We start from the raw sequence: 24,097 nt of genomic DNA, 5'->3' as shown, positions 1-24,097 counted from the left end.
CGGGGCCGGCGCCCCCGCCCCCGCAGCGAAGCTGCTGGGGCCCCACCCCTGCTCGGCGGGGCCCGTGAACCTGCGCGCCCGCTTTCGCGGGTGCGCGCAGGTTCCCCGCCGGAGGGGCTTCGCCCCTCCCGCGCTTCGCGCGGGGCCCTCCCACTGCAAAGCTCGGGGGGGCCGTGAACCTGCGCGCCTGCCGCGGCTCAGGCCTTCACGCCGCTCGCCGGGACCTGACCTTCGGCCTCGCCCGCGCGCGTGCGCGCCTCGGCGGCGTAGCGGTTCAGCTTGTTGTAGAGAGTCTTCTCGCTGATCCCGAGGATCTCGGCGGTGCGCGCCTTGTTCCCGCCGTTCTTCTGCAGCGACGCGAGGATGTACTCCTTCTCGACCTTGTCGAGCGGGATCCCGAGCGGCATCCGCAGCGTCGCCGCCTCCGGGCGGGAGGCCTGCATGTCCGGCGGGAGGTGCTCCTCGCCGATGACGTCGCCGTCCACGAGGATCATCGCGCGCTCGACGGTGTTGCGCAGCTCGCGGATGTTTCCGGGCCAGGCGTACCCCTGCAGGATCCCGAGCGCGGCGGGCGACACGCCTTGCACGTGCTTGCCGGTCTCGCCGTTGAACTTCTCGAGGAAGTGATGAACGAGGAGCGGGACGTCCTCGCGCCGCTCCTTGAGCGCGGGGAGCTGGATCGTGAAGACGTGGAGGCGGAAGTAGAGGTCCTCGCGGAAGCGGCCCTTGCGGATCTCCTCCTTGAGATCGCGGTTCGTCGCGCAGATGACGCGGACGTCCACCTCCACCTCGGCGCGCCCGCCCAGCCGGCGGAACCGGCGCTCCTCCAGGACGCGGAGGAACTTCGCCTGGAGCTCGAGCGGCAGCTCCCCGATCTCGTCGAGGAAGATCGTGCCGTTGTGCGCGAGCTCGAAGTTGCCGAGCCTGCGCTGGTCCGCGCCGGTGAACGCCCCCCGCTCGTACCCGAAGAGCTCCGACTCGATGAGGGTCGCGGGGATCGCGCCGCAGTTCACCGCGACGAAAGGCTTCTCCTTGCGCGGCGAGAGGTTGTGGATCGCGCGCGCCACCACCTCCTTGCCGGTCCCGCTCTCGCCGCTGATGACGACGCTCGCCGTCGAGGGCGCGACCTTCTTCACGAGCTCGAACACCCGCTGCATCGAGGGGCCCGAGCCGATCATGTCCGTGCCGGGGGCGAGGGCGGCGATGCGGCGCCGCAGCAGCTGCACCTCGCGCATCGTCTCTTTCTTCTCGAGGGCGCGCTCGAGCACGAGCCGCAGGCGCGGCACCTCAAGCGGCTTCTCGATGAAGTCGTAGGCGCCCTCCTTGATCGCCTGCACCGCGGTCTGGATGGTCCCCCGGCCGGTGAGCAGCACGACGGGGCAGTCCGGCAGCTCGGCGCGGAGCGCGCGCAGGAGCCAGAGCCCGTCCATGTTCGGCATCACGAGGTCGGTGAGGATGACGTCGGGGTGCCCCTCGATGGCCCGGCGGAGCGCCTCGGTGCCGTCGCTCGCGGTCTGGACGTCGTAGCCCCAGCGCTGCGTCAGCTCCGCCAGCGCGTCGCGGCTGTCGGCCTCGTCGTCGACGATGAGGACCCGGTATTTCATTCGCGATCGTTCCTCGGGAGCCGCAAGGTGAGGCGCTCCAGCGCGCCCTCGTGCACGATGGCGAGGTCGCCGCCGAGCGCCCGTGCCGCGGCGTCCGCGACGTCCGTGTAATACCCGAGCTCGGGGTCCGGTTCACCCGCCGCGTGCTCGATGGTCAACCGCAAGCTCGCCGCCTCGGGCTCCACGCGAACCGACATCCGCCCGCCCTCCGGCGTCTCGACGAGCGCCCGCGAGACGAGGCCGAGCACGAGCCGCGACACCCGGCCCGGATCGCAGCGCGTCCGGGCGGAGCCCGGCGCGGCGTCCGCGTGCAGGTCGATGCGGCGCCGCCGGGCGTCGTGGCCGAACAGGCTGACCGTGTCCGCCGCGAGCGCGCCGACGTCGGTGTAGCCGAGCGGCGCGGAGGGATCGGTCACGTCGAGGAAGCGGCGCACCACCTCGTTGACCCTGCCGATCTGATCGCGCAGCGCGCCCAGGTGCGACGCCGAGGCGACGCCCGCGTCTCCGGCCGACGACAGCTTGTCCGCGAGCAGCGCGAGCTGGAGCGCCATCGCGTTCAGCGGGTTCTTGATGTCGTGCGCGACGCCCGCGGCCAGCCGGGTGAGCCCCTGCGATCGCATGGCGTGCTCGAGGCACTCGGCGTCCTGCGAGGTCCGGGCGAGGAGGAGCGTCCCCTCCCCGCTCGGGACGCGGTGCAGCTCGAGCACCTGGCCGTCCGGCCCCGGCACGCGCGCGATGGCGGGGCCGTCCCCGGCCAGCAGCGCGCGGAGCTCCGGCGCCGTCTCGGCGCGCGTCCGCAGCGCTCCGGTCAGGTCGGCGTCGGCCCCGAGCCCCAGCTGCGCTGCGAAGCCGGGGTCGGCGGCGACGACCGACCCGGACCGGTCGACGAAAGCGGCGCCTCTGGCGAATGGGTGCATGATGAGAACCTGGAAGTCGCGCCCTGAGATGCGTCGCGACGGTCGTTTTTTCAAGCCCGCTCGGATGATACCGGTAAAGCTCGGAGCCCTCGTGCGCGTGTTCCCGTCCGCCCCATCCGTCACCGTGGTCCTCGCCCTCTCCCTGGCCGCCTGTGCGACCGGAGCGCGCGGACCGGCCGACCGCGCCGCCCAGCCCGTGGCGGCCCCCGCGCCGTCGACGTCCCCCTCCCCGCCAGCGCGCGGAGGCGCCCTGGAAGCGGTCGCGCCCGCGGAACCGCCGGTCCGCACGGTCGCGCAGGTGACGATCGGGGCGGTCGGCGACGTCCTCATGCACGACGCGGTGAAGCAGTGCGCCGCGACCTACGGGCGCGGCGCCCCGGACGCGGGCTTCTCCTGGCTCTACGCACCCGTCGCCGATCTCCTCGCCGCGCCCGACGTCATGTTCGCGAACCTCGAGACGCCCGTGGCGCCCGCCACGGCTCAGGGCACGCGCCCGTTCGTGTTCAACGCGCCGCCCGAGGCGGTGGCCGCGCTGCAGCACGCCGGCGTGGACCTCGTCTCCTTCGCGAACAACCACGTGTTCGACCAGGGGCGGCCCGGCTTCGAGGAGACCGTCCGGCGGCTCGACGCGCTGCGGATGCGCTACGTCGGGGCGGGCCCGTCCGGGCGCGCCTCCGGCCCGGTCACGGTGGACGCCGCGGGGATGCGGATCGCGTTCCTCGGGTACGCCCACTTCTTCAACCAGGACGGAAACGCCTGCCCCGCGGCGCGAGCTTGCCTCCAGGCGTCGCAGCTCGATCGCGAGGGGGCGGTGGAGAGCGTCCGCCGCGCGGCCTCCGAGGCAGACGCGGTGGTCGTGTCGCTCCACTGGGGCGAGGAGTACGCGCCCCAGCCGCGCGCCGAGGACGTGGAGCTCGCCCACCGGCTCGCCGACGCGGGCGCGCTCGTGGTCCTCGGCCACCATCCCCACGTCCTGCAGCCCGTCGAGCTGTACCGCCGCGCCGACGGCCGCACCGCCGTCATCGCCTACTCGCTCGGGAACTTCGTCTCGAACCAGTCGCGCAACTACGTGCCGGGCGTGACCCCCGAGGCCGTCGCGGCGACGAGGGACGGCGCGCTCCTGCGCGTGAAGCTGGCGCGCCGCGACTACGGGCGGGGCGTCGCGCGCGTGGAGGTGGCGGGCGCGGACTTCCTGCCGCTCTGGACGGAGAACGACACCGTGGAGATCGACCGGCGCAAGGAGCCCGGCCGGAAGCCCGCCATCCGCGTCGTCGCGGTCGATCGCGCGCTCGCGCAGGTGCGCGCGGAGCTCGCCGCCTTCCCGGACCCCGTCCCGGCCGATCGCGCGGAGGCCTGGACGCGGCTCCGCGCGCGCGAGCAGCTCCTCGCCGGCCGCCGCGCGGCGGTCGCGGCGGTGATGGGAGAGGACCTCCTGCGGACGCTCGCCCCGGGAGAGCTCGCGCCCGCGAGCGTCGCGTCGCCAGCGCCGGAGCCGGCGAAGCCGGTCAGCGCCGCTACTCCTTGACCGACGTGGTGACCGTCCGCGCGTGGCCGGTGTCGGCCGGCTGCACGTCGGGCCGCGCGGGCACCTTCAGCTCGACGAGCTCGATCCCGAGCCGCTGCGCGTACTCGAAGATCCGCTCGTCCCGGTAGAACTCGCCGAACACGATCCGGTGGCAGCCTGCGTTCGCGATGAGCTTGAAGCACGGCCAGCACGGCGAGGCGGTCGTGTAGATCGCGGAGCCCTCGATCGCGACGCCGTTCTTCGCCGCCTGGATGATCGCGTTCGCCTCCGCGTGAACGGTCGCGACGCAGTGACCGTCCTCCATCATGTGCCCCGCCTCGGTGCAGTGCGGCAGGCCGCGGATCGAGCCGTTGTACCCGGTGGAGAGGATCGTCTTGTCGCGCACCAGCACCGCGCCGACGTGCTTGCGATCGCAGGTCGCGCGCGTCGCGACGACGCGCGCCACGTTCATGAAGTACTCGTCCCAGCTGACCCGATTATCCATCCGCCCTCCGGCTGTCCGGAGGCGGCATCCTACTCCAGGGGCCCGACTTCCGGCGGAGAGAGCGATTAACATGCAGGCATGCTCCGGACCGCCGTCGCGCTCTCCGCGCTCCTCGCCGCGCTCCCGTCGTTCGCCCAGCAGTCGCCCGCCCTGCCTCCCGTGGCGACGCCGTCGGGACGGGCGCAGCCCGATCCCGCCGCTCCGCCGTCCGCGCCCGTGACGCCGGGGGCGGGGACGGCGAAACGCTCCCAGCCGCCCGACAAGCCGCTCCCGCGCGGCGCGGTGCTCGAGGAGATCTCCGGCGTGCTGGAGGGCGTGGACGGGCACGCGCACCGGATCACCGTCGGGACGGCGGGGGGCAAGGTGACGCTCACGGTCGACCGCAACACCATGGTCTACACGTCGGCGGGGCTCGGGACGGTGGCGGATCTCGTCCCCGGATCGCAGCTCCGGGCCGGGCGGAACGCCGACGCGCTCGCGTACTGGGTGCAGGTTCGCAGGCCGGCCGCCGGGGAGCCGCAGTCCACTCCCGGCCAGGGCACCGGCCCAGGCGGCGGAAGCGGGCCGCCGGCCGAGGGAGGGCGCGGGGCCGGGACCGGCGGCGCCAGCGTCCCGAGCGGCGTGGGTCCGGGCAGCGTCTCGCCGGGTCCAGCCGCGCCGGGGACTGGCGCGACCGGACGTTAGCGAAGCCTAGAGCGCGCCGGGCGCGGCGGGCAGCGACACGGGCTGGGTGCGCGCGGCGACCTCCGCCTGCCCGGCCGCGACCTGCGCGTCCTGCGTGCCGCCGCGGCCGCGCTGGGCGACCTCGCCCGAGCCGTCGTCGGAGAGGCGCGCGAGGCCGTGGTCGGCGAGGAAGCGCCGGATCTTCGCGGCCGGGGCGACGAACGTCTCGCCGGGCATCGGCACGTCGAACGCGTACTGGTCGGCGTCCTTGCCGAACTCCACGCGCGCCGTGCGGTAGCCCTCGACGAGGCCGATGAGGCGGCCGCGCGGGACGTCGAACACGCCGCCGCCGCTGCTGCCGTAGCCGATGGCCGCGTCGGTCTTGAGCGACTTGGCGCGCCGCGGCGCGGCCGCGTTCTCGAGGAACTCGTACTCGACCTGGGAGACGATTCCGGCCGCGACCGAGAGCCCCTTCCCGAACGGCGCGCCGATGACCACGAGATCGTCGCCGAGGTCGAGGCTCTCGTCCGGCGCGAGCGGCGTGACGGGCAGCTCCGCGCCGACCTCGAGGACCGCGATGTCCGTCTCCGGCAGCTTGCCGGTCGCGACGACCTTCGCGGCGAGGTGCGCGTCGCGCCCGCTCGGGAGCACCTCGATGCGGACGGGCTCCTGCCAGGCGCGGCCCGGCTCGACGACGTGCGCGTTCGTGAGGACGAAGCTCCGCTTGCCCTCGCGGGCGAACGCGATCCCCGAGGCGCTGCGGACGACCTCGCCGCCCGCGGTGATCCGGATGCGCACCGCGCTCGGGAACACCTTGTGGACGGTCTCCGCGCGCGGGTTGCCGGCGCGGGCGGGAGAGGAGAGCCCGAGGAGGGGCGAGGCGACGAGGAAGAGGCCGGCCACGAGAGCGGCCCCGCCGAGGCTCGGAAGGAGGCGGGTCTTGAGCACGTCCCGTCCAACGGGGGGCGCTTCACCCGAATTCCCCCGGGTGGAGCGCTTGCGCCTTTCGACCCCCCGTGTGGGCGAGCGTCCGCTCGCACGGCAGGAGGGCGGGAACTCCACCCTGCCCCACCTTCGTAGTACCCTCGCCGCGGCATGGAGCGGCTCTCCCCCGACACCATCATCGGGATCGATCTCGGCACGACGAACTCGTGCGGTGCGGTCGCCCACGGCGACGGTCAGGTGAAGCTCATCCCCTACAAGGGCGGCGAGTACACCATCCCGTCCATCTTCGCGATCGACGACAAGGGCAACGAGCTCATCGGCCACGAGGCGAAGCGCCAGTGGCAGCTCAACCCGCGGAACACCCTCTACGCGACGAAGCGGCTCATCGGGCGCGCCCCGCGGGACGAGGTCGTCGACACGATGCAGCAGTCGGTCCAGTACCGCGTCCACGCGGGGGACCGGAACGACGTCGAGGTCGACTGCCACGGGCAGAGCTTCTCGATCCAGGAGATCGCCTCCCGGATCCTCGCGAAGATCCGGGACGTCGCGTCGGATCACCTCGGCTTCAAGGTCCGGCGCGCCGTCGTGACGGTGCCCGCGTACTTCACCGACCGGCAACGCCAGGCGGTGAAGGAGGCCGGGGCGTTGGTGGAGCTCGAGGTCGTGCGCATCATCAACGAGCCGACGGCCGCCGCCCTCGCCTACGGCATCGGCAAGCGGCTCGACGAGCGCGTCCTCGTGTACGACCTCGGCGGCGGCACGTTCGACGTGTCGATCATCGAGATCCGCGACCGCGTGTTCGAGGTGAAGGCCACCGGCGGCGACATCTTCCTCGGCGGCATCGACTTCGACGACGCGATGATCCGGTACGTCCTCGACGACTTCCGCAAGAAGCACGGAATCGACCTCTCGTCGGATCCGGTCGCGATGCAGCGCATCAAGGACCTCGCCGAGCGCACCAAGATCGACCTCTCGGCCCGCACCGAGGCGCCGTTCTCCATCCCGTTCATCACGATGACGCCGCAGGGCCAGCCCCTCAACATGGACGTGCGGTTCGACCGCAAGCTCCTCGAGGCGCTCACGCAGCACCTCGTGGACCGCTCGCTCAAGATCATGGGCGGGGTCATGGTGGACGCCGGGATCACCGCGAAGGACATCGACGAGGTCATGCTCGTCGGCGGGCAGACCCGGATGCCCGTCATCCAGGAGCGGCTCACGCGCTTCTTCGGGAAGCCGCCGTCGAAGGGCGTCCACCCCGACGAGGCGGTGGGGATCGGCGCCGCGCTCTACGGCTGGTCGCTCCAGGAGAGCTCCGACCTGAAGCTCCAGCTCCTCGACGTCATCCCCATGGCGATCGGCATCGAGCAGGCGGGCGGCGCGATGCACGTGGTCTTCCCGCGCAACGCCGCGATCCCCAACGCGCGGACCATCGCGGCCACGAACGCGGTCGACCGCCAGAGCGAGCTCGCGGTGCGCATCTACCAGGGCGATCAGCCCTGGTCGGTGGACAACGAGCTCCTCGGCGAGTTCACCTTCAGCGGCGTGCGGCCGGGCCGCGCCGGAGAGGTGCGGCTCGAGATCCTCTTCGAGGTCAACATCGAGGGGATCCTCACGATGTCCGCGCGCGACCTCGACACCGGCCGCCAGATGAAGACCACGGTCCGCATCTCGACGCGCTGAGCGCCGGACGATCCGGTCGCGCCTCCCTAGCCTCCTGAAGCTCGCGCGGCCCCCGGATCACCGGAGGCCGCGCGCGAGCGAGGCGGGTCCGCTCAGTCGCGGCGCGGGGCCGGGGCCGGCCGGCTCCCGCCGCCGTGCTGCGGCGCCTGGCGCGCCGGCGCTCCGCCGCCGCTGCTCCCGCCGCGATCGCCGCGCCAGCCGCCGCTCGACCCACCCGCGGGCGCACGCGCCGGCGCGGGGGAGCCGCCCCGCTGCTCGGGGGCGTACGCCGGAGGACCGCCCCGCTCCGAGCGCTGCTCGGGGGCGTACGCCGGAGGGCCGCCTCGCTCCGAGCGCTGCTCGGGGGCGTACGCCGGAGGACCGCCGCCTCGCTCCGCGCGCTCGGGCCGGGTCCAGCCGCGCGGACCGGGCGCTGCTTCCGGCGCGCCCTGGCGCCCCGGCGGCACGAACGCGTTGCCACGCTCGCCGCTCCGGCCGGGCGCCGCCGCCGGGCCGCGCCCCTCGGGACGGCCGAAGCCGCCGCGCCCCGGCGCCGGCCGAGCGTCGGGCCGATAGACCGAGATCTCCCCGGAGCCTGCTCGCGCGGCGGCCGGCGACGGCGCGGCGATCACGCGCGACGGACGGAGAGGCCGGCCGAGGCGGGCCTCGATGGCGCGAGGCGCGGGGCCGCCCCACGCCGGAGCAGGAGACGGACGGGCGCCGCCCGGGACCGGGCGCGGAGCCGGCCGCGCCGGCGCGGGGGCGGTGCGGTCGAAGTAGTGGCGCGTGTAGCGGGGCGCGTAGGCGACGCTGTAGACGGGCACGGAGACGAAGCGGACGCTCGGCACGAACGTCCACCAGGTGTCGTAGAACGGATAGGAGGTCACGTACACGGACAGTCCTGGAGCGAGCGGCGCCCAGCCGACGACGTCGCCGGAGAACCGCCAGGACACCCACGCCGGCGCCCACTGGTACCCCGGCACCCAGACCCAGCCGTAGAAGCCGTCGTAGGCCCAGCGCCCGTAGTGATAGGCGGCCCAGCCCCACGGCTCGTCCGACACCCAGAACCAGCCCTCGTTCGTCCACTCCCACCGGCCGTAGTAGTACGGGCGCCATCCGCCGGCCACGTGCGGCCGCCACACGCGCCCGTAGGCGCCGGCGGAAACCCACTCGCCGTACTGGCCCAGCGGATCGTAGAACGTGTCGAAGGTGACGCCGCCGGAGACGCCCACGTCCACCGAGACGTCGTAGTCGGGCGAGCGCTCGTCGGCCCACCGATCCCCGGAGTCGTCGTCCCAGCCGCCGTCCTGCGCGTGCGTCGAGAGCGGCGCGAGCGAGGTCGCGATCAGCGCGGCGATGAGCGTGTGGCGGAGCATGACGGTTCTCCTCGGAGGTCGGGCGCCGGAATGGCCAGGGTCCCCGGCGGGCTCCTCACCCGGATGACCTAGCAATCGGGATGCCGCGTAAATTCCACGGTTTTCCCGGACGCTTGGCACCTCGCGCGCGGCGCATCGCGGCACACTGTGCGGCGCCGTCACCCCGCCCACCCTCCTGCCGGCCGCTACGCAGCCCCGAAGACACGGACGCCCCGGCCGAGGCGGCCAGGGCGTCGAGGGTGCATCCAGGACGGAAGACCGCCCTAGGCGAGCTTCTTCTCCTTCTCGAACGAGAGGAGCGGCGGCTCCTTGTTCAGGATCACGCCGTCCGTGATCTTGCACTCCTTCACGCCCTCCCGGTACGGCACGTCGTACATGATGTCGAGCATCGCCTGCTCGAGGATGGCGCGGAGGCCGCGGGCGCCGGACTTCCGCCGCATCGCCTCGCGGGCGGTGGCGCGCAGCGACTCCTTCGTGAAGGAGAGCTTCACCTTCTCGAGGTCGAAGAGCTTCACGTACTGCTTCGTGAGCGCGTTCTTCGGCTGGGTGAGGATCGTGACGAGATCCTCCTCGGAGAGATCGGCGAGCGTCGCGATGATGGGCAGGCGCCCGACGAACTCGGGGATCATCCCGAACTTCACGAGATCGGACGGCTCGACGCGCGCGAGGAGCTCGCCGAGGCTCGCCTCCTCCTTGCGCTCGATCTTGGCCCCGAAGCCGAGCGCCTTCACGCCGGCGCGGCGGCGGATCACCTGCTCGAGCCCGCAGAAGGCCCCGCCGACGATGAAGAGGATGTTCGAGGTGTCGACCTGGATGTACTCCTGCTGGTTGTACTTCTTGCCGCCGCGCGGGGTGACGTTCGCGCGCGTGCCCTCGATGATCTTGAGGAGCGCCTGCTGCACGCCCTCGCCGCCGACGTCGCGCGTCGGGGACGGGGAGTCGCCCTTGCGGGCGATCTTGTCGATCTCGTCGATGTAGACGATGCCGCGGGCGGCCTTCTCGACGTCGTAGTCCGCGGCGTGGAGCAGGTTCTGGATGATGTTCTCGACGTCCTCGCCGACGTAGCCGGCCTCGGTGAGGCTCGTCGCGTCCGCGATGGTGAACGGGACGTTGAGGAACCGGGCGAGCGACTGGGCGAGGAGCGTCTTGCCCGACCCCGTCGGCCCGATGAGGAGGATGTTCGACTTCTGGAGCTCGACGTCGTCCCCGCCTGGCCGCGCCTGGCCCGGTCGCTGCGGCCGCGCCGGCTTCTTGGAGTAGACGCGCTTGTAGTGGTTGTAGACGGCGACGGAGAGGACCTTCTTCGCCTTGTCCTGACCGACCACGTAGTCGTCGAGGAAGCTCTTGATCTCGGCCGGCGTCGGCAGCGAGACGGCGGGGCGCCCCTCGTCGCGCTCCGCCTCCTCCGCGATGATGTCGTTGCAGAGGCGGATGCACTCGTCGCAGATGTAGACCGTCGGCCCCGCGATGAGCTTGCGAACCTCCCGTTGCCCCTTCCCGCAGAATGAGCACGACAGGTTGCCGTGATGGTCTTTCCGGCTCACGCGATCCCTCGGTTCCACGATGTTACCACCAAGCCCCCGACCCCCGGAATTTGGGGCACGGTTCGAATATAGCCAGGTGCGTCCCGCACCGCCCCACCAACTCCTTCGGGGCGTCACGGATCAGCGGCGGAGCAGCGATTCGATCTCCCCTGCGAGGGCGCTTGCGCGCTCCGCGACCGGCCGGGGCACGGCCGCCTCCTCGCGACAGGCCTCCGCGAGGCGGCGCGCCTGCGCCGCGAGCCGATCGAGCCGATCCTCCTTGGGAGCGGGCGCCGGCGGGGCGGGCGGACCGAACCGCTCCGCGAGCTTGCGGTTCATGGTCGCGGGCGTCGGGGGGCGCTCCACGAGCACCTCGTCGCGGAGCTCGCGCCAGCCGGAGTCCGACAGCCGCCCCGCGGCCTCGGCGCGGGACAGCACCTCGATCACCTCGAAGGGCGGAGCGCGCCCGTCGCCCCGCTGCTTCGCGAGCTCGGGCTCGTGCCGCTCGAGGAACCCGTAGCTCGCGGTGAGCTTCTCGGCCGTCGCGCTCCGGATGAACAGCTCCTTCGAGCAGTACCGCTCGAAGCTCGGGTAACCCCACTCGCGCCAGCGCTCCTTGCGCTTCACCTCCACGAGCAGCCGGGCGAGCCCGACCCACGCGGTCTTGAAGCGCCGCGCGCCCTCCAGGACCTCGCGGCGGAAGGAGCCTTCCGGCAGGTCCTCCGCGCGGGAGGCGAGCTTCTCGGCGGTGGCCGTCATCGCCCGATCCGGAACGCGAGTGAGACCGTCGGCCGCTGCCCCGGGAACGTCTCGAAGTGCCAGCCGCCGAGCGCCTTCACGAGGCAGTCCTTGAGCGCGCCGGCGCGGAAGCGCGGCTCGTCGATCCAGAGCGCCGCCACGCGGCCGTCGTTGCCGATCGCGAACTCGATGGGCACGTCGCCGTGGAAGTCGGGCGAGCGCGTCGCCTCGTCGCGGAAGCACGGCACGAGCGTGCGCTGCTCGCGCGAGACGACCGCCTGGATCTTGCGCTCGTCGAACTGCGCCGAGACGAGCTCGCCGCCGTCGATCGCGCCGCCTGCCGCGCGGCGCGAGGACGCCGCGAGGCCGCCGCTCTTCTCCGGCGAGGCCGCGGGCGGGCGCGCGCGGCCGCCGCTCGCCCCGGGCGCCGGCGCGTCCATGGGCACCTCGACCATGTCGTCCGCCTCCGGCGCGCGGTGCTCGACGCCCACCCGCGCCGCCGAGGCGATGGAGATCCCGGCGCCGAAGTCCTCGAGCAGCGCGCTCGTCTCCGCCGGGCGCCGGGCGAGCAGGAACCCGACGACCGCCGCGCCGCCCACGAGGAGCGCGAGCGCGAGGGCCCAGCCGAGCGCGCGCCGGCGCCCGCGGCGCGCCGCGAGCTGGCGCGCTCCGGTGACCTCGCGCTCCACCCGCTGCGCCGCCGCCGCCCGCTTGGCGTGCAGGATGAAGAGGGGGACCTCGCCGACGGGACGCCAGCTGCCGTCGCCCGCGGACACCGAGGTCAGGGCGTCGAGCTCGCCGCGGTAGAGCATCGCGGCGAGGCCGCGCGAATCGACCGGGCCGAACACCTGGCCGCCCTTGCGGAACAGCCACTCGCCGCCCTGCAGGCGGGGGTCGTCGAGGAGGAGCGTCTCGTCTGTGCCGGGCGCCATCGGGGTGCGGGACTCGGATGAGGAGGTGGGTGGGGAGCGCACGCCGGAGGTGACGCAGGCGCGGCGGGCGTGGTGAACTTAGCACGAGGTGGAAAGGCGCTTCTACGCTCTGCGCGTCGCCTACGAAGGCGGGCGTTTCCGCGGGTTTCAGCGGCAGCCGGGGCTGCCCACGGTGCAGGACGCGCTCGAGGGGGCGCTCCTCGCCGCGGGCGTCAGGGCGACGCTCGCCGTGGCGGCGCGCACGGACGCCGGGGTGCACGCGCTCGACCAGGTCGTGAGCTTCTCGGCGCGCGCGGCGCTCGATCCCGAGGCGCTACGTCGCGCGCTGAACGCCGCCCTGCCAGAGGGGATCCTGGTGCGCGAGGCGCTGCGGGTCGGGCCGTCCTTCCACGCGCGGAACACCGCCCGCGGCCGCCGCTACGTCTACCTCGTCGGCGCGCCGCCGCCCGGCCCGCTCGCCGGGTACGCGTGGGCGCTCCCGGACCCGCGGGCGTTCCCGGCGCTCACCGAGGCGCGGCTCGACGCCGAGGCGATGCGGAGCGCGCTCTCGCACGCCGTGGGGACGCACGACTTCACCGGCTTCGCCCGCCCGGGAGAGCAGCGGGGCACGGTGCGCACCGTCACCCGGGCCGACGTGGTCACCGCGAGCTGGGCGCCGCTCCACGCCCTCGTCTTCGAGGGACACGGCTTCTTGCGCGCGATGATCCGCAACCTCGCCGGCACCGCCGTGGCGGTGGGGCTCGGGCTCGCGCCGCCGACCCTCGTCCGCGACCTCCTGCTCGCGCGCGGGCGGTACCGCGGCGTGCGCGCGCCCGGCTGGGGGCTCACGCTTGCCGCGGTCGTCTATCCGGACGGTTCGCTGCCCGCGCCGCCCGGTAGAGCTCCATGAAGACGCCGAACACCGGCGCCCGGGCCCCGGTCGCGACGCGCACCCGGCCGCCCGGGAGGCGCGGCGGCTCGGGCGGGGTCGAGCGTCCGTCCTTGCGGCCGGACGTCTCGGCCGTCACATCGCCCCCTGCTCGGGCGGGAGCTGGCCGTACTTGGCGAGGAGGTCGGCCACGGCCTCGCGCAGGTAGTCGGACTGACGGACCCGCGTGCGGCGGGCGAGGTTGCGGAGCTCGGCGGCGAACTGGGGGGGAAGCCGGACCAGCATCGGCTCGAGGCGCGCAGACGCGCTCGGGTCCTGGGCGGCAACGACGTCGGTCAGCTCGGCGGGCGTAGGCATGTGTAGGCTCCTTGCGACAACGGCTTACGTTTGCCTACACGCTACCACTCGATAGCCGCCTCGCAAGAAAGCGCACGTTCGACAGTTTTCTTGACAGGGGCGCCTCCGACGAGGGCCCCGGGGCCGACCGCCCTACCCCGCCACGACGGGCAGCGCGACACCGGCGAGCGCGTTCATGCGGCCCGACCGGAAGGGCTCCAGATCGAGCACGGCCAGCTTGAACCCCGCTGCCTTGACGGCCAGGGCGATCTCGGCGCGACGCTCGAACCCGCGGGCGAGCTCGCCCTCGGCGAGCTCCACCCGCCCGATGTCGCCGTGATGGCGGACGCGCAGGTCGCGGAACCCCAGGGCGCGGAGCCCAGCCTCGGCTCGCTCCACCTGCCCGAGCCGCTCGGGGGTGACCGGCGTTCCGTAGGGGATGCGCGAGGCGAGGCACGCCATCTGCGGCTTCGCCCAGGTCGGGAGCCCGTAGGCCTCGCTCCAGGCGCGCACCTCGTCCTTCGTGAGGCCCGCCTCCGCGAGCGGCGAGCGGACGCGCCGCTCCTCGGCGGCGCGGTGCCCCGGCCGGTGATCGCCCAGATCGTCGGCGTTGAAGCCGTCGAGCACGACGGCGAGCCCCTCGACCCGGGCCGTCTCCTCGCAGATCCGGAAGAGCTCGCGCTTGCAGTAGTAGCAGCGATCGACCGGGTTCGAGAGGTAGCCCGGGTCCTCCTGCTCGTGGCTGTCTCGCTCCAGGTGGCGGACGCCGAGCCGGGCGGCGAGCGCGCGCGCCTCCTCGCGCTCTGCCTGGGGAACCGACGGGGAGTGCGCGGTCAGCGCCACGGCGCGATCGCCGAGCACCTCTCGCGCGACGGCGACGACGAAGGTGGAGTCGACGCCGCCGGAGAAGGCCACGAGGACGCTGGCGCAGCCGCGCAGCGCCTCCTTCAGCCGAGCGAGCTTCTGCGCGGAGTCGCGGCGGAGATCTTCGAGAACGTTCGGCGACATGGCGCGGGACTTTTACTCGCTCGCGTCCGCGCGCGCAAAGCTCCGCGACCGGATCCGGGGGGTCGCGAGACGCGTCATGCCGTCGCCGAGGCCCGGGAGCCGCGGCGAAGGCGTACGTGCCGCCCGTGACGCCGCAGGCGCGCGGCTCGCAGCCGCTCAGCGGCGGCGCTTGGCGGTCTTCGTGGCCCTGCCGGCGACCTTCTTCGGCGCCTGCCTCGCCGCCGCCTTCGCGACGAGCTTCCGCCGGGCGCCGCCGCGAACGGCGCGGTCCGGCTTGCCCCGGCGCGGCCGGAGCCCGCCCGTGATCCGTCCGAACTCGGCCGGCCCCACGAGCCGCTGATCCACGAGGGCCTGGAACACGCGCGTCCCGGCCTCCTCGACGGAGAGCTGGTCGGTGTGGACCGTCACGTCCGCGTGGGTGGGCGGCTCGTAAGGAACGTCGACGCCGGGGACCTGCTTCAGCTCGCCGGCGAGCGCGCGGCGATAGATCCCCTGCGGATCGCGCTGCTGGAGCTTCTCCATCGAGCAGTCGACGAACACCTCGAGGAACCGGCGCGCCTCCTTGCGCAGGGCGTCGCGCGCGTCGCGGTAAGGCGAGAGCGCCGCGCAGACGGCGATCCCACCGGAGCGGGCCACCGCCTTCGCGACGAGCCCGAGGCGCGCGACCGCGCGCGCGTGGTCCTCCTTGCTGGCGCCGAGGCCCTCGAGCAGCACTGCGGCGTCGCCGTGCTCGTCGAGCAGCTCCACCGCGCGCCCCGAAGCCACGAGCCGCTTGGCGAGGTGCGCGGCGAGCGTGCTCTTGCCGGCGCGGTTCATCCCCGTCAGCCAGATGACGAAGCCGGTGGTGTGCGTGTCCATGGATCCTCCAGCGTCTCAGCTCGGTCGGCCGTCGCCCGGTCGCCGGGGGCCGATCCGTTCGAGCGCGATCTCGAAAGTATACCCTGTCGGATCCTGTCCCGCCAAACGGGTATTCCCTCCCCACCTATTGGCTTTCTTCAGTGTATCCGGCTCGTTGTGCAATGCGCCCCCCGGATGGGCGTTGCCGGAGGGTCAATTCTCGACGACGCGCAGGGGTACACGGGCCGAGAAATCGGCGCCGCGGTAGGCCTTTCTCCTCCCTCTGGCAGACGAGCAGCGCAGGCGAGGCGGCCCGCCGCAGCCCCGCCGCAAGCAGCCGGCGAGCGCCGCAGGAGGGATCACCCGAGCGGCAGCGACACGTCGCTACGTCGCGCCCGCGCCGGGGCCGCCGCACGCGCACCCCGGGAGCCGGCTCGTCGGTCGCGCCGTCGCGACGCCGCGGACGAGATCGATGCGTCGCCCGGGGGTGGATTCCGGGTTCGCGATCATGAGGACGAGCTCCGCCGCGCCCAGCGCAGAGAGCGCGGCGATGCCGGGCTGCGCGGGACGGCCCGCGCCGGCGGTCGAGCGGGCGCAGGCGTAGCAGGGCGCGCCCGGCGGCACGACCACGAGCGCCCCGCCCTCCGCGTCAGGCTCGACGACCACGTGGGGGATCCCCGCGCGCCGCGCGGCCTCCGCGGAGGCGAGCGCCTGCGGCCCGGAAGACGCGAAGACGAGCGTCGCGGTCGGCACGCCGCCTTTCGGATAGGGCTCTATCGAGACGAAGCGCGAGAGCGGGGCGAGCACGGCGCGCGCCGCCTCGACGCGCGGCGAGCCGACGGCGGATGGGGCGAAGAGCCAGCCGCTGGCGTCGCTCGGCGAGACGTCCTCGGCGTCCTCGATCCAGAGCCGCCCCACCCCAGCCTGCACGAGGTAGACGAGGCCGGCGGACGCGACCGCGTCCGCCCCGACGACCCGCACCCGGGCGCGCCCGAGCCGCTCCTGCGCCGCCTCGCCGAACCCCGGCACGAGGAGCTGCCGCGCGTACCGCTCCAGCCGTTCGTCGTTCACGCTCTCGACTCCCGTGAGCGCCGGGCCACCCGGCGCCCTCCTACGGCCACTCCGGCGCGGCGCCGGCGCCCTTCTCGAGGACCACGCGGAACGCCCCCGGCGCGCCCGCGAGCGGCTCCACCGCGAGCACGCGGTGGCCGTCCTCGGCCGCGCTCCTCGGCAGGTTCTCCACCGGCTCTCCCGCGGCGAGCCAGACCTCGAGCCGCTCTCCGGCCGCGAGGCGCTCGAGCGCGATCTTCGCCTTCACGTAGGTCATGGGGCAGGCGTAGGCGCGCACGTCCACGCGCGGCGGGGCGCTCGCGCTCACGCCGCGCCCTCGCCGCGAGCCGGCGCGGCGCAGGTGGGCGGCGCGGCCGCCTCGAGCGGCTGCGTGCCGGCGCAAGCGGCGCAGCCTGCGCGCTTGCGGACGAGCACCAGCCGCCCGCGCGCGGACCGCGCCTCGTACGTGTAGAGCCGGCCCTCGTAGGCGCCGCGCTCGCCGGCGAGGAGCCGGAGGGCCTCCGCGCCCATGAGCGCCCCCGCGAACCCCGCGGTGGCGCCGAGCACGCCCGCCTCGGCGCAGGACGGCACCGACCCGGGCGGCGGCGGCGCCTCGAACAGGCAGCGCAGGCAGCCGCCGATGCCCGCTGGCGAGACGGTGAGCAGCTGCGCGGTGGTCCGGAGGATCCCGCCGTGGACGAGCGGCCTCCGCGCGCGCAGCGCGGCGTCGTTCGCGAGGAACTTCGTGGCGAAGTTGTCGGAGCCGTCCACGACGACGTCGGCCGCCTCGACGAGCGCGAGGGCGTTCCCCGCGTCGAAGCGGAGATCGCGCGCGTCGACCGCCACGGAGGGGAAGAGCGCCCGGAGCCGGGCGGCCGCGGCGGTGGCCTTCCGCTGGCCGACGTCGCCTTCCTTGAACAGCGGCTGCCGGTTCAGGTTGGAGGTCTCGACGGCGTCGTCTTCCACGAGGACGAGCGTCCCGACGCCCGCGGCGGCGAGCGTGAGGAGCGCCGGCCCGCCGAGGCCGCCCGCTCCGATCACCAGCGCGGTCTTGCCGGAGAGGCTCATGAAGGACGGCGTATATCCCGCGCCAGAGGGGGCGGCAACCCTCGCGCCCGGCGGCGCTACACCACGAGCGCCCGGCCCGACTGTGCGGCGCGCCAGAGCGAGGGCAGCGTCGCGATCGCGTCGAGCCGCGGGCGGACGTCGTCGGGGACGAGCCCGGCGAGCCGGACCGCCGTGTCGCACGCCACCACCCGGAGCCCGAGCTCGCGCCGCGCGTCCTCCAGGCTCTCCACGAGGCTCGCCACGCGCGCCGGGCCGGCCTCGGGGGGCGCGCCCTCGTCGAAGCGGCCGCCGATCCAGAGCCGCAGCGGCTCGAAGAACAGCGCGACCGTCACGGCGTCGCCGAGCGCCGCCGCGGTCACCGCCAGCGTCGTGGCCTGGTAGCGGTCCTGCCAGGTCCCGCGATGCACGAAGAGCACCAGCGGCTCGCTCGCGGAGCTTCCGGACATGCGCACATCGTACCCCCCGAGGGGAGAACCCGCCAGCCTGCCCCCGCCGCATGCGACCTCGCGGAATCATTCGCCTCGCGCGTCGCCGGAGGGCTTGCCGGGACGCCGCCCCCCTGAAACCTTTCGGGGGGAACCCCCACCTCCGAGGAACGCTCCGTGAAGAAGCCACGCCCCATCGCCCCCGCGTCCGGGAAGCTCGCCGTCCTCCTCCCCGGGCTCGGCGCCGTCGGCACCACCCTCATCGCCGGCGTCGAGGCGGTGCGTCGAGGGCTCGCGAAGCCCATCGGCTCGCTCACGCAGATGGGGACCATCCGGCTCGGCAAGCGGACGGAGCGCCGGACGCCGCTCATCAAGGAGCTCGTGCCGCTCGCCCCCCTCGACCAGATCTGCTTCGGCGGCTGGGACGTGTTCCCCGACGACGCCTACGAGTCCGCCTGCCACGCCCGCGTGCTCGAGGAGTCCCTGCTCGAGAAGCTGAAGGAGCCGCTCTCGGCGGTGAAGCCGATGACGGCGGTGTTCTCGCCGGACTACGTGAAGCGGCTCGACGGCCCGAACGTCAAGCGCGGCGCGAACAAGCTCGAGCTCGGCGAGCAGCTCCGCGAGGACATCCGGCGGTTCATGCGCGAGCACGGCTGCGAGCGCGCGGTGATGGTGTGGTGCGCGTCGACGGAGGTGTACCTGCAACCGCAGGCGGTGCACGGCCAGCTCCAGGCGTTCGAGGCGGCCATGGCGGCGAACGACCCGGCCATCGCGCCGTCGATGATCTACGCGTGGGCGGCGCTGAAGGAGGGCATCCCGTTCGCGAACGGCGCGCCGAACCTGACCGTCGACATCCCCGCGCTCCAGCAGCTCGCGAAGGCGCAGGGCGTGCCGATCGCCGGCAAGGACTTCAAGACGGGCCAGACGCTCATGAAGACGGTGCTCGCGCCCATGCTGAAGGCGCGCATGCTCGGGCTCGAGGGGTGGTTCTCGACGAACATCCTCGGCAACCGCGACGGCGAGGTGCTCGACGACCCGGGCAGCTTCAAGACGAAGGAGGTCTCGAAGCTCTCGGTGCTCGACCACATCCTGCAGCCCGAGCTGTACCCCGACCTCTACGGCAAGTTCGACCACAAGGTGCAGATCCACTACTACCGGCCGCGCGGCGACAACAAGGAGGGCTGGGACAACATCGACATCAAGGGCTGGCTCGGTTACCCGATGCAGATCAAGGTGAACTTCCTCTGCCGGGACTCGATCCTCGCCGCGCCGGTGGCGCTCGACATCGCCCTCTTCATCGACCTCGCGCGGCGCGCGGGGATGAGCGGGATCCAGGAGTGGATGTCGTTCTACTTCAAGAGCCCGATGGTCGCGGAGGGGCTCTACCCGGAGCACGACCTGTTCATCCAGCTCACGAAGCTCAAGAACACGCTGCGTCACCTGGCGGGCGAGGAGCTCATCACCCACCTCGGGCTCGACTACTACGAGCCGTAGATTAGACAGAGGCCCCACAGAGGAGGTCGTCGATGGCTTACGTGGTTGCCGAGCCCTGCATCAAGTGCAAGTACACCGACTGCGTCGAGGTCTGCCCCGTCGACTGCTTCTACGAGGGGCCCAACTTCCTCGTCATCCATCCCGACGAGTGCATCGACTGCGGCGCGTGTGAGCCTGCCTGCCCCACGAAGGCGATCTTCCCGGAGGAGAGCCTGCCGGCGAAGTGGAAGGACTACACGCAGCTCAACGCCGACCTCGCCAAGACCTGGCCCAACATCTCGGAGAAGAAGGACCCGCTCCCCGACGCGGACCAGTGGAAGGACGTCGAGGAGAAGCGTCAGTACCTCGAGGGCGCCTAGCGGATCGGCGACGGCCGCACGGGCGCTCGGCGAGATCGTCGTCGCCCTGAACTGCGCTATTGCGCGCCGGTCGCCCCTTTGCTAGAAACCCGTCCGCTTCGGAACGCCCAGGTGGTGGAACTGGTAGACACACCATCTTGAGGGGGTGGCGCCGTAAGGCGTGCGAGTTCGAATCTCGCCCTGGGCACTCGCGAACGAGAGAGGGGATCCGGGAAACCGGATCCCCTCTCGGCGTTTCGGGGCCACGGAGGGAGCCGGGGGCTCGGGTGGCGGCGGCGCCCGTCCGGCAGCGGGCGCGAGTGCCTCGCTCGAACGCGAAGAGGGGACCCGGACCCCGGATCCCCTCTCCGCCGCGCCGAGGCGCGGATTCTCGGGAAAGCGACTACTTCCCCTGCGACGGCGCGGCCGGCGCCGGCGGGGTCGATTCGGGCGCGTTCGGCGGAGGCGAGAGCGGGCTCTGCCCGGGCGCGGCCGGGAGCTGCTGCGCCGGGACGCTCGCCTCGCGCTGCACCACCGAGTGCGTGCGGGACGCGTTGTACGCGAGGAAGACCGAGGTCATCATGAAGATCCCGGCCGAGATGCTCGTGACCTTGCCGAGCAGCGTCTGGGCGCCACGCCCACCGAAGACGGTCTGCGCGCCGGCCCCGCCGAACGCCGCCCCCATCCCGCCGCCCTTACCGGCCTGGAGCAGGATCACGAGGATGAGGAAGACGCAGACGAGGACGTGCAGGATGGTGACGAGGGTGATCAACGGAGTGCACCTTTCACGATGGCGACGAAGTCCGCCGCCTTGAGGCTCGCGCCGCCGACCAGCGCCCCGTCGACATCGGGCTGCGCCATGAGCTCGGCGGCGTTCTCGGGCTTGACCGAGCCGCCGTACTGTACCCGGATCTGGTCCGCCGCGGAACTCGCGAGCTCGCGGAGGATCTTCCGGATGGCCGCGTGGACCTCCTGCGCCTGGGCCGCGGTGGCGGTCTTGCCGGTGCCGATCGCCCACACCGGCTCGTACGCGAGCGTCAGCGCGGCGAAGGCCTCGGCGGAGAGGCCGGCGAGCCCCTGCCTGACCTGACGGTCCACGATCTCGAGGGTCCGCCCGGCCTCCCGCTCCGCCAGCGTCTCGCCGACGCAGACGATCGGCCGGACACCCGCCGCGAGCAGCGCGCCGACCTTCTTGCGCACTCCCTCGTCGGTCTCCCCGAAGAGCTGGCGCCGCTCGCTGTGGCCGACGATGCCGTGGCGGCAGCCGACCTCGGCCAGCATGGGCGCGGACACCTCGCCGGTGAACGCCCCCTGCTTCTCCCAGTGGACGTTCTGCGCGGCGACCTCGATCCCGGAGCCGCGCGCCGCGTCCACCGCGGCGGCGAGCGCCGTGAACGGCGGGGCGATGGCGACGTCGACCTTGCCGGCGAGGTCCCCGAGCGCGGCGCGGAGCTCGCCGACGAGCGCCGTGGTCTCCGCCACGGTCTTGTGCATCTTCCAGTTGCCGCAGACGAACTTTCGACGGGGCACGGCGCTATCCCTCGAGGACCTGGATGCCGGGGAGGACGCGCCCCTCGATGAACTCGAGGCTGGCGCCGCCGCCGGTGGAGACGTGCTTCATCTTGGAGACGAGCCCGGCCTCCTCGACCGCAGCGGCGCTGTCGCCGCCGCCCACGACCGTGATGGCCGGGCTGTCCGCCATCGCCTTCGCGACGCCGAAGGTGCCCTCCGCCCACGGCTTCTGCTCGAACAGGCCCATGGGACCGTTCCAGAACACCGTCTTCGCGCTCAGGATGCGCTGGCGGTACCGATCGAGCGTCTTCGGGCCGATGTCGAGGCCCATGAGGCCGTCGGGGATCGCGCGGTCGTTCACCACCACGCGCGCTGCGGTCTCCTTCGGCTCCGCGCCGCACACGTGATCGACCGGCAGGAGAAGGTCCACGTTGCGCGCCTGGGCGCGGTCCAGGATCTGCCGCGCGAGCTCGAGCTTGTCCTCCTCGACGAGGCTCTTCCCCACGGGGACGCCCTGCGCCTTGAGGAACGTGTAGGCCATCGCGCCGCCGATGCAGACCGCGTCGGCCTTCGCGATGAGGTTCTCGAGCACCTTGATCTTGTCGGACACCTTGGCGCCGCCGATGAGCGCGACGAACGGCCGCGCCGGGGTGCCGAGCGCCTTGCCGAGGTACTCGACCTCCTTCTGGATGAGGAAGCCGGCCGCCTTCTCCTTCACGAACGCGGCCATGCCCGCGGTGGACGCGTGGGCCCGGTGTGCCGTGCCGAACGCGTCGTTCACCCAGACGTCGCACAGGCTCGCGAGCTCGCGCGCGAAGCCCTCGTCGTTCTTCTCCTCCTCCGGGTGGAAGCGGAGGTTCTCGAGGAGGAGGACCTCTCCCTCCTTGAGATCGCGGACGAGCTTCTTCACGCCGTCGCCGACGCAGTCGTCGGCGAGGATGACGTCCTGCTTGAGGAGCGCCGAGAGCCGCTCGGCCGCGGGCTCGAGCGAGAACTTCTTGCGATCGTCGGGCTTGCCCTTCGGGCGCCCGAGGTGCGAGCCGAGGATGACCTTCGCGCGCGCCTTGATGGCGTACTGGAGCGTCGGGAGCGCCGCGCGGATGCGCGCGTCGTCGGTCACCCGCCCCTGCTCGTCGAGCGGGACGTTGAAGTCCACGCGGATGAAGACGCGCTTGCCGGCGAGGTCGAGCGCGTCGATGGTCTTGAGCGCCATGGCGTCCCTCACTTCGTGAGGAACTTCGCCACGTCGACCATGCGGTTCGAGAAGCCCCACTCGTTGTCGTACCAGGCGAAGACCTTCGCGAAGGTCCCTTCGACGACGAACGTGTTCGTCGCGTCGAAGATCGAGGACGCCGGGTTGTGGTTGAAGTCCACCGAGACGAGCGGGCCGTCCGAGTACTCGAGGACGCCCTTCAGGCTCCCCTCCGCCGCCTTCTTGAACGCCGCGTTGATCTCCTCGGCGGTGGCGGGCCGGTCCATCTCGACGGTGAGGTCGACGAGCGACACGTTCGGCGTGGGGACGCGCACCGACGTGCCGTGCAGCTTGCCCTTCAGCTCCGGGATGACCTCGGCGACCGCCTTCGCGGCGCCGGTGGTCGAGGGAATCATCGACAGCGCCGCGGCGCGCGCGCGGCGCAGGTCCTTGTGCGGCAGGTCGAGGAGGTTCTGGTCGTTCGTGTAGGAGTGGATCGTCGTCATCAGGCCGCGCTTGATGCCGAAGCTCTCGAGCAGGATCTTCGCGACCGGCGTGAGGCAGTTCGTCGTGCAGGACGCGTTCGAGATGATCTTGTGCTTCGCCTTGTCGAGCTTGTCGTGGTTGATGCCGTAGGCGACCGTGATGTCCGGGCCCTTGGCCGGCGCGGAGATGAGCACGCGCGGAGCGCCCGCCTTGAGGTGGCCCTCGGCCTTCTCCCGCTCCGTGAAGAGGCCGGTGCACTCGAGGACGACGTCGACCTTGTTCTTCTGGTGCGGGAGATCGGCCGGGGACTTGATGGCCGTGACCTCGATCTCCTTGCCGTTGACGACGATGCCCTTCTCCGACGCCTTCACGTCGGCGGCGAGCACGCCGTGCACCGAGTCGTACTTCAGGAGGTGCGCGAGGGTCTTCGTGTCCGTGAGGTCGTTGATCGAGACGAACTCGAGGTCCTTCTCGCCCCGCTCGATGGCCGCGCGGAGCACGCACCGACCGATGCGACCGAACCCGTTGATTGCGATACGTGCCATGGCGCTGCCCTCCTCCCAAGGGGTTGAAAAGCGGCCGTAACCTACAGACGAGGCTCCGGACCGTCAACGGAAACGGAAGGGGGCGAGCGGCCGAGATGAAAGAAACGAAACGGCGCCGATCTCTCGGCGCCGTCCGGTCCTGCGCGCTCGACTTCTGGCGAGGCCGCGACGTCGCGCCGAGCCTCGCGTAATCTTCGGATCAGAGGGCCCGCGGCGCCTCGACGGCGCTCTCCTGCGCGGCGGCCGCCTGGGCCGCGGCGGCGTGCTCGCCCTTGAGGTCCTGCGTGACGAGATCGATGAGCTCGGTCGAGAGGCTCAGGATCTGGTTCGTCGAGTAGCCGTTGCCACGCAGCTCCTTGAAGAGCGACTTCGCGAGGATCTTCGTTCCCTTCACGTCCAGCATGCCTGGCACCATTGCGTTCACTCCCTACCGGCGATACGAACCGCGCCGTGTCGCGATGGCTCCCCCGGGAGCAAGGTGCGGGCCATCGCCTTCGAGGCTTCACCATGTCAGCCGTTTCGGGTACTTGCACGCGGCGAGGCCCTGCCAGGCCGGTCGCGCCGGTGCGTAG

General features: G+C 72.7%; 26 protein-coding genes and 1 tRNA gene. 7 read left to right on the top strand and 20 right to left on the bottom strand.

Annotation, left to right across the window (positions count from 1 at the left end; translation table 11 throughout):
- Nucleotides 1-197: 197 nt before the first annotated feature.
- A complete protein-coding gene (locus MLV88_RS14745) occupies nt 198-1,604 on the bottom strand; it encodes a sigma-54-dependent transcriptional regulator (protein WP_242341310.1) in 1,407 nt (468 codons plus the stop codon).
- Nucleotides 1,601-2,521, bottom strand: coding sequence for a histidine kinase dimerization/phospho-acceptor domain-containing protein (locus MLV88_RS14740; RefSeq protein ID WP_242341309.1), 921 nt, complete (start codon nt 2,519-2,521; stop codon nt 1,601-1,603). The genes MLV88_RS14745 and MLV88_RS14740 overlap by 4 nt, the downstream gene beginning before the upstream one ends.
- A gap of 298 nt (nt 2,522-2,819) precedes the next feature.
- Between MLV88_RS14740 and MLV88_RS14735 the strand changes: the two genes are divergently transcribed.
- Nucleotides 2,820-4,046: a CapA family protein gene (locus tag MLV88_RS14735; protein ID WP_242341308.1), complete on the top strand. Its 1,227-nt coding sequence runs from the start codon at nt 2,820-2,822 to the stop codon at nt 4,044-4,046.
- Here MLV88_RS14735 and MLV88_RS14730 read toward each other — a convergent pair.
- Nucleotides 4,036-4,530 carry a deoxycytidylate deaminase gene (locus MLV88_RS14730; protein ID WP_242341307.1) on the bottom strand — a complete coding sequence of 165 codons (495 nt, stop codon included), beginning with the start codon at nt 4,528-4,530 and terminating at the stop codon, nt 4,036-4,038. The genes MLV88_RS14735 and MLV88_RS14730 overlap by 11 nt on opposite strands.
- A gap of 78 nt (nt 4,531-4,608) precedes the next feature.
- Between MLV88_RS14730 and MLV88_RS14725 the strand changes: the two genes are divergently transcribed.
- Entirely contained in the window at nt 4,609-5,214 is a 606-nt protein-coding gene (locus MLV88_RS14725; RefSeq protein ID WP_242341306.1) for a hypothetical protein, read from the top strand.
- A gap of 6 nt (nt 5,215-5,220) precedes the next feature.
- On the opposite strand, the gene MLV88_RS14720 is transcribed toward MLV88_RS14725, so the two are convergent.
- Nucleotides 5,221-6,141, bottom strand: coding sequence for a S1C family serine protease (locus tag MLV88_RS14720; RefSeq protein WP_242341305.1), 921 nt, complete (start codon nt 6,139-6,141; stop codon nt 5,221-5,223).
- Nucleotides 6,142-6,288: 147 nt separating this feature from the next.
- Between MLV88_RS14720 and MLV88_RS14715 the strand changes: the two genes are divergently transcribed.
- The gene (locus MLV88_RS14715; RefSeq protein ID WP_242341303.1) at nt 6,289-7,818 is read left to right on the top strand and encodes an Hsp70 family protein; all 1,530 of its coding nucleotides are present in this window, start codon (nt 6,289-6,291) and stop codon (nt 7,816-7,818) included.
- 92 nt (nt 7,819-7,910) lie between these two features.
- Here the strand turns inward: MLV88_RS14715 and MLV88_RS14710 are convergent, their stop codons facing one another.
- The 4 genes from MLV88_RS14710 to MLV88_RS14695 all read right to left on the bottom strand — a co-directional run bounded on the left by MLV88_RS14710 (nt 7,911) and on the right by MLV88_RS14695 (nt 12,366).
- A complete protein-coding gene (locus tag MLV88_RS14710; protein WP_243337837.1) occupies nt 7,911-9,173 on the bottom strand; it encodes a DUF6600 domain-containing protein in 1,263 nt (420 codons plus the stop codon).
- Nucleotides 9,174-9,436: 263 nt separating this feature from the next.
- The gene (gene clpX / locus MLV88_RS14705; protein ID WP_242341272.1) at nt 9,437-10,717 is read right to left on the bottom strand and encodes an ATP-dependent Clp protease ATP-binding subunit ClpX; all 1,281 of its coding nucleotides are present in this window, start codon (nt 10,715-10,717) and stop codon (nt 9,437-9,439) included.
- A gap of 120 nt (nt 10,718-10,837) precedes the next feature.
- On the bottom strand, nt 10,838-11,455 hold the full coding sequence (locus tag MLV88_RS14700; RefSeq protein WP_242341271.1) for a hypothetical protein: 618 nt from the start codon (nt 11,453-11,455) through the stop codon (nt 10,838-10,840).
- Complete coding sequence (locus MLV88_RS14695; RefSeq protein ID WP_242341270.1) at nt 11,452-12,366, bottom strand: AgmX/PglI C-terminal domain-containing protein; 915 nt, start codon at nt 12,364-12,366, stop codon at nt 11,452-11,454. The genes MLV88_RS14700 and MLV88_RS14695 overlap by 4 nt, the downstream gene beginning before the upstream one ends.
- 88 nt (nt 12,367-12,454) lie before the next feature.
- Between MLV88_RS14695 and truA the strand changes: the two genes are divergently transcribed.
- Entirely contained in the window at nt 12,455-13,255 is an 801-nt protein-coding gene (gene truA, locus MLV88_RS14690; RefSeq protein ID WP_242341269.1) for a tRNA pseudouridine(38-40) synthase TruA, read from the top strand.
- Nucleotides 13,256-13,369: 114 nt separating this feature from the next.
- Here the strand turns inward: truA and MLV88_RS14685 are convergent, their stop codons facing one another.
- From MLV88_RS14685 to MLV88_RS14655, 7 genes are all read right to left on the bottom strand, one after another.
- Nucleotides 13,370-13,591, bottom strand: coding sequence for a ribbon-helix-helix domain-containing protein (locus MLV88_RS14685; RefSeq protein WP_242341268.1), 222 nt, complete (start codon nt 13,589-13,591; stop codon nt 13,370-13,372).
- Between the two features lie 132 nt (nt 13,592-13,723).
- Entirely contained in the window at nt 13,724-14,578 is an 855-nt protein-coding gene (larE, locus tag MLV88_RS14680; RefSeq protein ID WP_242341267.1) for an ATP-dependent sacrificial sulfur transferase LarE, read from the bottom strand.
- A gap of 156 nt (nt 14,579-14,734) precedes the next feature.
- Complete coding sequence (gene cysC, locus MLV88_RS14675; protein WP_242341266.1) at nt 14,735-15,436, bottom strand: adenylyl-sulfate kinase; 702 nt, start codon at nt 15,434-15,436, stop codon at nt 14,735-14,737.
- Nucleotides 15,437-15,799: 363 nt separating this feature from the next.
- Entirely contained in the window at nt 15,800-16,486 is a 687-nt protein-coding gene (locus MLV88_RS14670; protein WP_242341265.1) for a HesA/MoeB/ThiF family protein, read from the bottom strand.
- A 40-nt stretch (nt 16,487-16,526) separates the two neighbouring features.
- Nucleotides 16,527-16,793, bottom strand: coding sequence for a sulfurtransferase TusA family protein (locus MLV88_RS14665; RefSeq protein ID WP_243337835.1), 267 nt, complete (start codon nt 16,791-16,793; stop codon nt 16,527-16,529).
- A complete protein-coding gene (locus tag MLV88_RS14660) occupies nt 16,790-17,533 on the bottom strand; it encodes a HesA/MoeB/ThiF family protein (RefSeq protein ID WP_243337833.1) in 744 nt (247 codons plus the stop codon). The genes MLV88_RS14665 and MLV88_RS14660 overlap by 4 nt, the downstream gene beginning before the upstream one ends.
- A gap of 56 nt (nt 17,534-17,589) precedes the next feature.
- A complete protein-coding gene (locus MLV88_RS14655; RefSeq protein ID WP_242341012.1) occupies nt 17,590-17,979 on the bottom strand; it encodes a hypothetical protein in 390 nt (129 codons plus the stop codon).
- A 156-nt stretch (nt 17,980-18,135) separates the two neighbouring features.
- Between MLV88_RS14655 and MLV88_RS14650 the strand changes: the two genes are divergently transcribed.
- The 3 genes from MLV88_RS14650 (at nt 18,136) to MLV88_RS14640 (ending at nt 19,998) form a co-directional block, all read left to right on the top strand.
- The gene (locus MLV88_RS14650; RefSeq protein ID WP_243337831.1) at nt 18,136-19,452 is read left to right on the top strand and encodes an inositol-3-phosphate synthase; all 1,317 of its coding nucleotides are present in this window, start codon (nt 18,136-18,138) and stop codon (nt 19,450-19,452) included.
- A 32-nt stretch (nt 19,453-19,484) separates the two neighbouring features.
- Nucleotides 19,485-19,811, top strand: a complete 327-nt coding sequence (fdxA, locus tag MLV88_RS14645) for a ferredoxin FdxA (RefSeq protein ID WP_242341014.1) — start codon at nt 19,485-19,487, stop codon at nt 19,809-19,811.
- Nucleotides 19,812-19,916: 105 nt separating this feature from the next.
- Nucleotides 19,917-19,998 (top strand) — tRNA-Leu (locus tag MLV88_RS14640).
- Between the two features lie 195 nt (nt 19,999-20,193).
- Here the strand turns inward: MLV88_RS14640 and secG are convergent.
- From secG to MLV88_RS14615, 5 genes are all read right to left on the bottom strand, one after another.
- On the bottom strand, nt 20,194-20,562 hold the full coding sequence (gene secG / locus MLV88_RS14635) for a preprotein translocase subunit SecG (protein WP_242341015.1): 369 nt from the start codon (nt 20,560-20,562) through the stop codon (nt 20,194-20,196).
- On the bottom strand, nt 20,559-21,320 hold the full coding sequence (tpiA, locus tag MLV88_RS14630; protein ID WP_242341016.1) for a triose-phosphate isomerase: 762 nt from the start codon (nt 21,318-21,320) through the stop codon (nt 20,559-20,561). Before tpiA ends, secG begins: the two co-directional genes overlap by 4 nt.
- A 4-nt stretch (nt 21,321-21,324) precedes the next feature.
- Nucleotides 21,325-22,515: a phosphoglycerate kinase gene (locus MLV88_RS14625; protein WP_242341017.1), complete on the bottom strand. Its 1,191-nt coding sequence runs from the start codon at nt 22,513-22,515 to the stop codon at nt 21,325-21,327.
- An 8-nt stretch (nt 22,516-22,523) separates the two neighbouring features.
- Nucleotides 22,524-23,525 carry a type I glyceraldehyde-3-phosphate dehydrogenase gene (gene gap / locus MLV88_RS14620; protein ID WP_242341018.1) on the bottom strand — a complete coding sequence of 334 codons (1,002 nt, stop codon included), beginning with the start codon at nt 23,523-23,525 and terminating at the stop codon, nt 22,524-22,526.
- Nucleotides 23,526-23,724: 199 nt separating this feature from the next.
- The gene (locus tag MLV88_RS14615) at nt 23,725-23,928 is read right to left on the bottom strand and encodes a hypothetical protein (RefSeq protein ID WP_242356658.1); all 204 of its coding nucleotides are present in this window, start codon (nt 23,926-23,928) and stop codon (nt 23,725-23,727) included.
- Between the last annotated feature and the right edge of the window lie 169 nt (nt 23,929-24,097).

This window comes from Anaeromyxobacter soli, assembly GCF_022808855.1.
Classification (GTDB): Bacteria; Myxococcota; Myxococcia; order Myxococcales; family Anaeromyxobacteraceae; genus Anaeromyxobacter; species Anaeromyxobacter soli.
This window is presented reverse-complemented; position numbering and strand designations above follow the sequence as displayed.